Raw genomic sequence first — 10,399 nt, forward strand, 5'->3', positions numbered from 1 at the left:
TCGAATTCTAACGAATTAGCGATTTCTGTCCCGCTCTCTTTTTTCTTTCTATTTATATCTGTTCTCTCCTTTTTGAAAATATGGTAGAATAATAGAAATAGAAAGACAGGTGACCATGGATTACTTTAAACGACACAAATTTGATTGGTCCAAATTCCGTTTGGGGATGAGAACCTTTAAAACAGGGATTGCCGTTTTTATTGTACTACTTATTTTTGGAATATTTGGCTGGCGAGGCCTTCAGATCGGGACGTTGACAGCTGTTTTTAGTTTGAGGGAAGACTTTGATAAGAGTGTCCACTTTGGGGCTTCGCGTGTCATGGGCAACAGTATCGGAGGTTTTTATGCTGTATTGTTCTTCCTTTTAAAAACGCTCTTTCATGGGGCGTATTGGGTGACTCTTATTTTTGTACCCATTGCGACCATGTTAACCATTATGACAAATGTCGCTATGAATAATAAAGCAGGAATTATCGGAGGAGTTTCGGCAATGCTGATCATTACCCTTTCGATTCCTAACGGAGAAACCTTCTTGTATGTTTTTGCCCGAATATTTGAGACCTTTATTGGTGTTTTCGTTGCGATTTTGGTCAATTCGGATGTGGATCGCATTCGCGATTTTCTCAAGAAACACAAAAAACCTATGTAAGATTATATAACATTTAATCTTGACATAGATTTTTTTTTCGATATAATAGAATAGAAAGAGGAATGGTATGAAGGAAAAGGAATTACGACGCTCGCTGGCAGTCTTTCCGATTGGAAGTGTTATGAAGCTGACCGACTTGACAGCTCGCCAGATTCGTTATTATGAAGATCAGGGATTGATTTCTCCTGATCGGACAGAAGGCAATCGCCGCATGTATTCGTTGGACGATATGGACCGCCTGCTTGAGATCAAAGATTATATCTCAGATGGCTTCAATATTGCGGATATTAAGAAGAAATATGCGGAAAAAGAGCAAGAGCAAACCAAGGTTGTCAGTCAAGAAGAGATCCGTAAGGCTCTTCATCGTGACATTCTTCAGCAAAGTCGCTTCACATCTTCCCCATCGCCATATGGTCAATTTCGTTGATCATTTCATAAGCTTGTAATCTATTTTAAGGAGACAAAAATGTCAATTACTGCTGCAGATATTCGCCGTGAAGTAAAAGAAAAAAATGTTACTTTTATTCGCTTGATGTTCTCTGATATTTTGGGAACCATGAAGAACGTCGAAATTCCAGCTACCGATGAGCAACTGGACAAGGTTCTTTCAAACAAAGCCATGTTTGATGGTTCTTCTATCGAAGGATTTGTCCGTATCAACGAGTCAGATATGTATCTTTACCCAGATTTGGATACATGGACAGTCTTCCCTTGGGGAGATGAAAATGGTAGCGTAGCTGGCTTGATCTGTGATGTCTATACGACAGAAGGGGAACCATTTGCAGGAGACCCACGTGGCAACTTAAAACGTGCCCTTCGTCATATGGAAGAGCTTGGATTCAAATCCTTTAACCTTGGTCCAGAACCGGAATTCTTCCTCTTCAAGTTGGATGAAAATGGAGATCCAACTCTTGAAGTAAACGACAAAGGTGGCTATTTTGACTTGGCTCCAACAGACCTTGCAGATAACACTCGTCGTGAAATCGTAAATGTCTTGACCAAGATGGGCTTTGAAGTAGAAGCCAGCCACCACGAAGTAGCCGTTGGTCAGCATGAAATCGACTTTAAGTATGACGAAGTGCTTCGCGCTTGTGACAAGATCCAAATCTTTAAACTCGTTGTGAAGACCATCGCTCGTAAACACGGCTTGTATGCAACCTTTATGGCCAAACCAAAATTTGGAATTGCCGGATCAGGTATGCACTGTAATATGTCTCTCTTTGACCAAGATGGCAACAATGCCTTCTTTGATCCAGAAGATCCAAAGGGCATGCAATTGTCAGAAACAGCTTATCACTTCTTGGGTGGTTTGATCAAGCATGCATATAACTTTACAGCGGTGACAAACCCAACGGTTAACTCTTATAAGCGTTTGGTGCCAGGATATGAAGCACCCGTTTATATCGCTTGGGCAGGTCGCAACCGTTCCCCATTGGTACGTGTGCCAGCATCACGTGGTATGGGAACTCGTTTAGAATTGCGTTCCGTAGACCCAATGGCTAATCCTTATGTAGCCTTGGCAGTCTTGCTTGAAGTTGGCCTTCACGGGATTGAAAATAAAATCGAAGCACCTGCTCCGATCGAAGAAAATATCTATGTGATGACACCGGAAGAACGTAGAGCAGCTGGAATTACAGATCTCCCTTCTACCCTTCACAATGCCTTGAAAGCCTTGACAGAAGACGAAGTGGTGAAAGCTGCCTTGGGTGAGCACATCTACACCAGCTTCCTTGAAGCCAAACGAATCGAATGGGCAAGCTATGCGACCTTCGTATCTCAATGGGAAGTAGACAACTATTTAGATCTTTATTAAGAAACAAGAGTAAAGAGGCTAGGACAAAAGTCCTAGCCTCTCAATTATTTTTGGTTTGTCGAGCAAGACGCAGTGGTTGAGCGAGCTCTACTACACTGGTTTCATCAGCTTTTACAGCCCTACTCAACTGTGCGGAGGTGGGACGACGAAATCGAATTCTAACGAATGACCAATTTCTGTCCCACTCTCTATTTGATCCTCAAAAGGTTACTATAAAACCAGTTGAAACAGTGGTTTCAACTGGTTGTTTTGTTAATTTTCGTCATCTGGTGTGAGAATCATTGGGATAATGATAGGTTCACGTTCCGTGCTCTCGTATAAGAATGGGCGAAGGGCATTAACAATCGCACCATTGACGGTTTGGATATTGGCATCTTTGTTCTTCAAGGCGATACGAATAGCATTGAAGAGAATGCGTTGGCTTTCACGAATCAGATCTCCTGATTCACGCATGTAGATGAAACCACGACTCAAGATGTCTGGTCCCGCCAGGATCATCTTCGATTTGAAGTCGACAGTCGCAACAGCAAGCACGACACCGTCTTCGGAAAGGTCTCTCCGGTCACGAAGGACAGCAGCACCGATTTCACCGATACGATTTCCATCGACATAGATATCTTGAGCATTGAAACTTCCTGCGATCCGAGCAGAGTTGGCTGTTAGAGCGAGGACATCACCATTACTCATGATGAAGATATTGTCTTTTTCTACTCCACAATCACGCGCAAGTCCTGCGTGGATCTTCTGCATCCGGTATTCACCATGGACAGGCATGAAGTATTTTGGTTTGATCAAGCGGAGCATGAGTTTTTGTTCTTGTTGCCCCCCGTGTCCAGAGGTATGGATGTTGTTGATCTTCCCGTGAATGACCTCTACACCCGCTTCAGAAATCGTATTGATCAATTTATTCACACTGGTTGTATTTCCAGGAATCGGACTAGAAGAGAAGATCACGGTATCTCCTGGTTGGAGTTGCACTTGGCGGTGCGTTCCGTTGGCAATCCGAGAGAGGGCTGCCATCGGCTCTCCTTGGCTTCCTGTACACATGATCAGGATTTCATTGGCCGCATAGTCTTTGATCTCATTTGGCTCGATAATGGTTCCAGCAGGGACCTTGATGTAGCCAAGCTCAATTCCGTTGACGATGGCTTTTTCCATCGAGCGTCCAAAGACGACGATCTTACGACCGGTCTTGACAGCAGCCTCAGCAGCTTGTTGGAGACGGAAGATATTCGAAGCAAAGGAAGCAAAGATGATGCGTCCGTGGATCCCTTCGATGATCTTCATGATGGATTGACCAACCACTTTTTCAGAGTTGGTAAAGGTTGGGATTTCCGCGTTGGTTGAGTCTGAAAGCAGACAGAGAACGCCTTCTTCTCCAAGAGCTGCCATGCGATGGAGGTCAGCTGGTTCACCAACAGGTGTGAAGTCAAACTTGAAGTCTCCGGTACAGACAATCTTTCCTTGAGGGGTGTGAATCACAATTCCCAAAGGTTCTGGAATAGAGTGAGTCGTACGGAAGAAGGTTGCTTTAAGATTTTTAAATTGAAGCTCAGTGTTTTGGTTGATTTCGTAGAGTTTGGCATCGCGAAGAAGGCCGTGCTCTTCTAATTTTCCACGGATCAAGGCAAGCGCCAAAGGTCCAGCGTAGATAGGGACATTGGCTTGCTTCAAAAGGAAGGGAATCCCACCGATGTGGTCTTCGTGCCCGTGGGTAATGAGGACCGCTTTGACGCGATCGATATTGTCAACGATATAAGAGTAATCCGGGATTACATAGTCGATCCCAAGGAGGTCATCTTCTGGAAATTTGATCCCGGCATCGACAATGATGATTTCATCTTGGTATTCGATCCCGTAGGTATTTTTTCCGATTTCTCCAAGTCCACCAATGGCAAATACACCAACTTCTTCAGGTTTTAAGGTATAAGCCATGGATTAGTACTCCGTTAGTTCAAAAGCACCTGACTCTTTCTCGTAAGCAAGGTGTTGCTCAGAAAGTGGTGTGATAAATTCAATGTTGAAATCTGTGTTTGCTTCAACCAATTGACGTGCTTGGATGCGTCCTTCGCGTTCGTTTGGTGCATCAATATCGAGATAAAGTGCATGCGTTGTTTCACGACGAGGGTTGCGGTCTTTTGTTTCCTGATAAAAAACTTTGTAAATCATGAAGTAATTTTCCTTTCATTATTTCGGTCCATTTGTTAGCTGCGAAGGAGTGCAATCACTAGAGTTTCCTACTCGCAACCAGTGGACCTGATTCGATACAATTAATTATCATTATATCATAAATTCGCCTGTAAGTAAAAGATAGACTGGAAAAGTCAGAGAGGCAAAGACCTATAATAGAGAAGCTTTTGAGCGGTTTTGGATAGGAAAATCCTGCGCTCTAGAGGAGAGTTTCGCTGGGATTTGAAGGGAATTTGTAGTATAATATAATCCAGTTCAAGAGGAGTAGGAAATGAAATTATTAGCATTTGATACCTCGAGTAAGGCTCTTTCTGTAGCGATTTTAGAAGATGAGACTCTACTTGCAGAAACAACATTAACTATTAAAAAAAATCATAGTATCACCTTGATGCCGGTCATCGATTTTTTGATGCAACAAATCGACTTGACACCCAAGGACTTGGACCGCATCGTGGTGGCAGAAGGTCCTGGGAGCTACACTGGGTTGCGCATTGCAGTCGCAACCGCAAAGACCTTGGCTCATACCTTAGGGATTGAATTGGTCGGGGTTTCGAGCCTCTTAGCCTTAGTGCCAGATGATCTAGAAGGTTTGGTAGTTCCTGTCATGGATGCCCGTCGGAACAACGTTTATGCAGGTTTTTACCAAGATGATCAACTGGTCGCACCAGAAGGACATTTTCCATTTGAGGAAGTCCTAGAGCGTGCAGCGACAAGTGAGCAGGTCACCTTTGTCGGAGAGGTCACGGCCTTTAAGGAACAGATTGCCTCTAGCCTGCCAAGTGCTGCTTACTATGAAACCTTGCCAGATGCAGTGAAAATCGGACGTCTCGGTCTCAAACAAGCGCCTGCTAGCCTCCATGATTTTGTCCCTCATTATCTCAAACAGGTCGAAGCGGAGGAAAATTGGCTCAAAGACCACACGGAAACAACGACCTCTTACATCAAGCGCCTATGATGAAAGGAACAATCAGGAAAGGGAGCAGCCGGGATGCGGCCGCTATTCTCGCTGTGATGGAAGATGTCTATGAAGCTAGTCCCTGGAAGTTGGAGCAGATTGAAGCTGATTTAGAGCAGGAATCGATTTTCTATTTCCTAGCTGTGGATGAAGAACAAGTCCTTGGGTTTGTCGCCATTCAAGAGACTCTCTATGAAGCAGAGGTCCTACAGATTGCGGTCAAGCGCGCCTTTCAAGGCCAAGGCCTAGCTCAGCAGTTACTCGCGCAGTTGCCGGACCAAAAAGAAATTTTCTTAGAAGTGCGTGTGTCCAATCAACCGGCCCAAGGCCTATATAAAAAAATGCATTTTGAAGAAATTGCACGGAGGAAAAACTACTATCACGATCCCATAGAGGATGCTGTGATCATGAAGAGGAACCCGAATGAAAGATAGATATATTTTGGCTTTTGAGACATCTTGCGATGAGACCAGCGTGGCTGTCTTGAAAAATGACGACCAACTCTTGTCCAATGTCATTGCCAGTCAAATCGAAAGTCACAAGCGTTTTGGTGGGGTAGTGCCTGAGGTAGCCTCTCGTCACCATGTGGAAGTCATCACCGCTTGTATTGAAGAAGCCTTAGAAGAAGCCGGCATTACAGAAGCCGATGTCACAGCTGTGGCTGTCACCTACGGTCCAGGTCTGGTTGGGGCTCTCTTGGTCGGCTTAGCTGCAGCCAAGGCCTTTGCTTGGGCGCATGGACTCCCTTTGATTCCTGTCAATCATATGGCAGGGCACTTGATGGCCGCTCAAAGCGTGGAGCCCTTAGAGTTTCCACTTTTGGCCTTGCTGGTGAGTGGAGGACATACCGAGCTAGTCTACGTCAGTGAAGCGGGTGATTATAAGATCGTCGGAGAGACCCGTGATGATGCTGTCGGAGAGGCTTATGACAAGGTCGGGCGCGTCATGGGCTTGACCTATCCAGCAGGACGTGAAATTGATCAGCTGGCCCACCAAGGATCTGATATCTATGATTTTCCACGGGCCATGATCAAGGAAGACAATCTGGAATTCTCCTTTTCAGGACTCAAATCGGCCTTTATCAATCTGCACCATAATGCCGAGCAAAAAGGAGAAAGCCTCTCCAATGCAGACCTATCAGCGAGTTTCCAAGCAGCCGTCTTAGACATTCTCATGGCCAAGACCAAGAAGGCTTTGGAGAAATATCCGGTCAAAACCCTAGTCGTCGCTGGTGGGGTTGCAGCTAACCAAGGTCTCCGTGAACGCTTGGCTTCTGAGATCACCGATGTTAAGGTCATCATTCCACCACTACGCCTCTGCGGGGATAATGCAGGGATGATTGCCTATGCCAGTGTCAGTGAATGGAACAAAGAAAACTTCGCAGGCTGGGACCTCAATGCCAAACCAAGCCTAGCCTTTGAAGGAATTGAATAAGAAAAAGGAGCCAATTGGATGTGCGATTCCAATGGCTTTTTTGCTGGGGTCTCACCAACTAGTAGCGGATTTGCGAGTCGAAAGAAAATTCGGTATGATAGAAGGAATGAAAGATTGGTGAGGGAGAGAAAGAGAAAATGGTAAAGGTACCGAATAGAGTCAAAAAACTAATCTTTGTAATGATTGGTATTGGCTTTTTATTGATTTTGTCTTATAGGACTTATATCTCTATTTATATAAAACCATATACGTTTATTGATTTGAAAGAAAAAATTGTTGATTATGATTTTATTGAAAATGGGAAAGTTATCATTACAAAATGGGATTATGAAAATAAACTCGATTATTATATGACAAAGAATAATGGGGGTGTGTTACGATCTTATCCAATTGTTGGGAAAACGAAAATTGTTAAAGAATACCACAAACTAAAGGATATTAATGATATGAAACATAATATTCCGGATGGGAAAGAGTATTGGGGTATTACTATATACAATATAAAAAATAAGAAATTAACTCCTAAGGATTATGATCTTTTTAAAATGACTCGTGAATACAACAAATCATATGTACCAGATAGAATTGACAATGTTATCTATATTAGTAATGGCAAAGAATTGTTGGATATATACTTAAAAAGTCCTAAGGATCATTATAAGAAGGACATTATTAAATCCATTGATTTACAATCAGGGAAGGTAATTGATCAAGGTGATACAACGGAAAAAGAAGTTGTGAATGATTCAACCAACTATATTTCATTTTTACCTATTCATGAACAGCTAACAATGGCTGATCGTAGAATCTCATTAGATAAAACCAAAAAATTTCCTGAACCCGATGCTGTAATGTTTGATAAGTACCCAAATACTAAAGATTTATTTTCCGAAAATCATTCTATGATAGGGATTTTGGTAGATAGACCTAGTGTGGATACGAACATTCCTATACTTAAACTTTTAGTGAATCAAAAAACGAATTTATTTAAAAATGTTACAATACCAGCAGAATATTCTATAGATGGCCAAGAACATGAGATTCATTCCTATGATGAGTTTAAACAATTCTACAATAAAATAGGAAACATACAAGGAGAGTGAAAAAGAGGTTGTTATGCAAACAATGATTAATTTAGGGATATGGGAGAACAAGAATTACCATTTTGATTGGGAGGAAAAAATCTTACTAGAAGAGACATCTTCTCCTAACTACTGGTCTTATGTATTGCTCCCTATTACATTATTTATTATCAACAAAATTTCGGATGGATTAGCGGAAGCTGGAATATTTGACAATCAGTTGGTACGACTTGGAACGATTCCGATTTTAGGTGTTATCTCCTACTTCCTAGCTGCGTGGATCATTCGATATTACCATGCAAGCCTGAAATTACAGCCATCCAAGTTGGATGAGGATCAGTGCAAGAAGTTAATTAAGGCATTAAAGAGACGGAAGGTGTACTTTACATTTCTGGTCAATCTTTTTAGGTTCCTAACTGTAGCCGCAATTCTTTTGTTTGCCATCGGAAATGAAACTATTGCAGCACTCTTTTTGATGATTAGTTTTATAGTGATATTTATGTTCAAATTTGATTACCAATTATCCAAATGGCCCGATATGATGGAGAGCATATCTCAAGAAGTGGAAAACGGTAATTAAGGAAATCTCTGATGGGCATGAGGCCTTTGGAAAAGTAGGTGGACGTATTGAAAAAATTTTTAAGTTTGAAACTGGTTTTCCTGGCAATCATTGTAGTTGGTTTAGTACTCTATTTTAAACCTTCAGAGACTAAGAAAAATTCTGTTGAAAAAATACCTAGCTCAACTAAAGTCATCCATGAAGGAAATCTCAAGGATGTTCAGCTATTTGGTGAGAAAAATCAATTTGTTTTGAGTAAGGATCTGACTTTGGCTGATGGAAAGTATCTGGTTGGTTTTGACTATGTAAAAAGCGATAAAAGAATAAAATGGGAGTATGTCGGATTCCGATATTACGATATTGACAATCAATTTAAAGAAACAACCGTAAATGCTTTAGACGAGATTCGAAAGACAGCACCAAAAGCCTTTATTTATGATTATCAAATAAATGTTAATAGTGGAGTAAGTGTTGTAGATCTCATCTATTATGATTCTCGTAGTGCAATGGAACGTAAAATTGGAGATGGGGAAAATATTTATTACAAGTTGGATGAACAGAAATACTATAGCAAATATGCCATCCCAGAGGGCAGTGCAGTTAAGGAAAAAATAATAGACTATACAAATTTAATGGAATTAATCGATAAGAATACCGGTTTTGACCTTCAATCAGGATTTAAATTTCAGAAACAGGCTAAGAATGTAAATATAGATATCAATTTATTTGCAATTTATCCGGAATTCAAAGAGAAAATGTTGAGTGGCGAGTACGAGATTTATCCTAGATTACAGTTATTAAGTAGTAAGGAATGGTTTGATACTCTTCTTCATTGGTTTGCACCTAAAGGACAGGATATCTTATCTGGGGTAAAAATTGAAGCTCAGTACTCAATAGATGGTCAAGAACATGAAATTCGTTCTTATGATGAGTTTAAACAATACTACAATGGAAAAGGTGGTGAATTGGCTGAGTAAAGCTTCATCTGGAACATTAGGAGAAGAAAGTTGGATTTGATCAGGTTGGTACCGTCTAGGATGCTATGTTGAAAGCATATAGGAAGTAAGTAGAATGTTAGAATATAAAGAAACAAGTATTTTCTGTCACCAACTGGTAGAGTACGATGGTAAAAAATTTCTGTTAGATGCTAGTACCATGAAGCCTAAGCTCTATTATTGGGGGCTGCCGACGGAAACTATCACTGTTGAGATGATGGAAGTAGATAAAAAAGTTGAAATTCCAGGCACACCCATCAATAAATTAAATGGGGGAACAGCAGCCATTCTAGTTCAGCCATTTGTGGGAGTGGTTTATAGTCTCTTCAAAAAGCTATTCAGTGAGTATGCTATTAGTCAGCAAATTTTTCTAAAGATAGTCTTATTTGTGGTTGCCATACTTATATCTTTTGTGTTCTTTCGATTTTCGATAGAAAAGGCTCGTAAAAAGGTTAAGAATCTATTTCCTACAGCGAGGAAGAGATACAGGGTGACTTTCAAACCGATACCAGAAAGAAAGCAAATTTTTGATGCCCATCTATTAAATGTTGTCTTACTGGCCTGTTTAGCCATGTATTTATTCACCAACAATGGAACAGAAGGGATCTTTTTGGTGATAGGCGGTATTCTTACGGCTTTTCTATTGACCTTCGAATTTGGTAAAGTTCCAGTTCTTTTAGGAGCGAAAACAGGAAATTTAAGGCTAGATAGTGTAGAAGAGA

At 41.3% G+C, this 10,399-nt stretch carries 12 protein-coding genes; 10 read left to right on the plus strand and 2 right to left on the minus strand.

Annotation, left to right across the window (positions count from 1 at the left end; all coding sequences use genetic code 11):
- The first annotated feature begins 115 nt into the window (after positions 1-115).
- The 3 genes from HMPREF2918_RS02320 (at position 116) to glnA (ending at position 2,462) form a co-directional block, all read left to right on the plus strand.
- Positions 116-649, plus strand: a complete 534-nt coding sequence (locus HMPREF2918_RS02320; protein WP_003008874.1) for an FUSC family protein — start codon at positions 116-118, stop codon at positions 647-649.
- 67 nt (positions 650-716) lie between these two features.
- Positions 717-1,076, plus strand: coding sequence for a MerR family transcriptional regulator (locus HMPREF2918_RS02325; RefSeq protein WP_003008872.1), 360 nt, complete (start codon positions 717-719; stop codon positions 1,074-1,076).
- A gap of 39 nt (positions 1,077-1,115) precedes the next feature.
- Positions 1,116-2,462: a type I glutamate--ammonia ligase gene (gene glnA, locus HMPREF2918_RS02330; protein WP_003016943.1), complete on the plus strand. Its 1,347-nt coding sequence runs from the start codon at positions 1,116-1,118 to the stop codon at positions 2,460-2,462.
- 252 nt (positions 2,463-2,714) lie between these two features.
- Here glnA and rnjA read toward each other — a convergent pair whose 3' ends face one another.
- Together rnjA and HMPREF2918_RS02340 are read right to left on the minus strand one after the other, a co-directional pair.
- On the minus strand, positions 2,715-4,397 hold the full coding sequence (rnjA, locus tag HMPREF2918_RS02335; protein ID WP_003003107.1) for a ribonuclease J1: 1,683 nt from the start codon (positions 4,395-4,397) through the stop codon (positions 2,715-2,717).
- A gap of 3 nt (positions 4,398-4,400) precedes the next feature.
- Positions 4,401-4,631 (minus strand): DNA-directed RNA polymerase subunit epsilon, encoded by a 231-nt coding sequence (locus HMPREF2918_RS02340; RefSeq protein ID WP_003008866.1) that lies wholly within the window; start codon positions 4,629-4,631, stop codon positions 4,401-4,403.
- A 292-nt stretch (positions 4,632-4,923) separates the two neighbouring features.
- Between HMPREF2918_RS02340 and tsaB the strand changes: the two genes are divergently transcribed.
- From tsaB to HMPREF2918_RS02375, 7 genes are all read left to right on the plus strand, one after another.
- Positions 4,924-5,607, plus strand: a complete 684-nt coding sequence (gene tsaB / locus HMPREF2918_RS02345) for a tRNA (adenosine(37)-N6)-threonylcarbamoyltransferase complex dimerization subunit type 1 TsaB (RefSeq protein WP_070594480.1) — start codon at positions 4,924-4,926, stop codon at positions 5,605-5,607.
- Positions 5,604-6,041, plus strand: a complete 438-nt coding sequence (gene rimI, locus HMPREF2918_RS02350; protein WP_049483633.1) for a ribosomal protein S18-alanine N-acetyltransferase — start codon at positions 5,604-5,606, stop codon at positions 6,039-6,041. Before tsaB ends, rimI begins: the two co-directional genes overlap by 4 nt.
- Positions 6,031-7,041 carry a tRNA (adenosine(37)-N6)-threonylcarbamoyltransferase complex transferase subunit TsaD gene (tsaD, locus tag HMPREF2918_RS02355; RefSeq protein ID WP_049486182.1) on the plus strand — a complete coding sequence of 337 codons (1,011 nt, stop codon included), beginning with the start codon at positions 6,031-6,033 and terminating at the stop codon, positions 7,039-7,041. Before rimI ends, tsaD begins: the two co-directional genes overlap by 11 nt.
- A gap of 137 nt (positions 7,042-7,178) precedes the next feature.
- A complete protein-coding gene (locus tag HMPREF2918_RS02360) occupies positions 7,179-8,144 on the plus strand; it encodes a hypothetical protein (RefSeq protein ID WP_049486181.1) in 966 nt (321 codons plus the stop codon).
- 13 nt (positions 8,145-8,157) lie between these two features.
- A complete protein-coding gene (locus HMPREF2918_RS02365; RefSeq protein ID WP_070594481.1) occupies positions 8,158-8,703 on the plus strand; it encodes a hypothetical protein in 546 nt (181 codons plus the stop codon).
- A gap of 38 nt (positions 8,704-8,741) precedes the next feature.
- Positions 8,742-9,659: a hypothetical protein gene (locus tag HMPREF2918_RS02370; protein ID WP_256263176.1), complete on the plus strand. Its 918-nt coding sequence runs from the start codon at positions 8,742-8,744 to the stop codon at positions 9,657-9,659.
- 94 nt (positions 9,660-9,753) lie between these two features.
- A partial coding sequence (locus HMPREF2918_RS02375) for a DUF443 domain-containing protein (RefSeq protein ID WP_070594482.1) occupies positions 9,754-10,399 on the plus strand: 646 nt, incomplete at its 3' end.

The sequence above is a fragment of the Streptococcus sp. HMSC065C01 genome, assembly GCF_001813525.1.
GTDB lineage: Bacteria > Bacillota > Bacilli > Lactobacillales > Streptococcaceae > Streptococcus > Streptococcus parasanguinis_V.

Bases quoted from the DNA above. Each gene is read 5' to 3' on its own strand.
- HMPREF2918_RS02320 (WP_003008874.1), top strand. From the start codon at position 116: ATGGATTACTTTAAACGACACAAATTTGATTGGTCCAAATTCCGTTTG.
- HMPREF2918_RS02360 (WP_049486181.1), top strand. From the start codon at position 7,179: ATGGTAAAGGTACCGAATAGAGTCAAAAAACTAATCTTTGTAATGATT.
- rimI (WP_049483633.1), top strand. From the start codon at position 5,604: ATGATGAAAGGAACAATCAGGAAAGGGAGCAGCCGGGATGCGGCCGCT.
- tsaB (WP_070594480.1), top strand. From the start codon at position 4,924: ATGAAATTATTAGCATTTGATACCTCGAGTAAGGCTCTTTCTGTAGCG.
- glnA (WP_003016943.1), top strand. From the start codon at position 1,116: ATGTCAATTACTGCTGCAGATATTCGCCGTGAAGTAAAAGAAAAAAAT.
- rnjA (WP_003003107.1), bottom strand. From the start codon at position 4,397: ATGGCTTATACCTTAAAACCTGAAGAAGTTGGTGTATTTGCCATTGGT.
- tsaD (WP_049486182.1), top strand. From the start codon at position 6,031: ATGAAAGATAGATATATTTTGGCTTTTGAGACATCTTGCGATGAGACC.
- HMPREF2918_RS02365 (WP_070594481.1), top strand. From the start codon at position 8,158: ATGCAAACAATGATTAATTTAGGGATATGGGAGAACAAGAATTACCAT.
- HMPREF2918_RS02325 (WP_003008872.1), top strand. From the start codon at position 717: ATGAAGGAAAAGGAATTACGACGCTCGCTGGCAGTCTTTCCGATTGGA.
- HMPREF2918_RS02340 (WP_003008866.1), bottom strand. From the start codon at position 4,631: ATGATTTACAAAGTTTTTTATCAGGAAACAAAAGACCGCAACCCTCGT.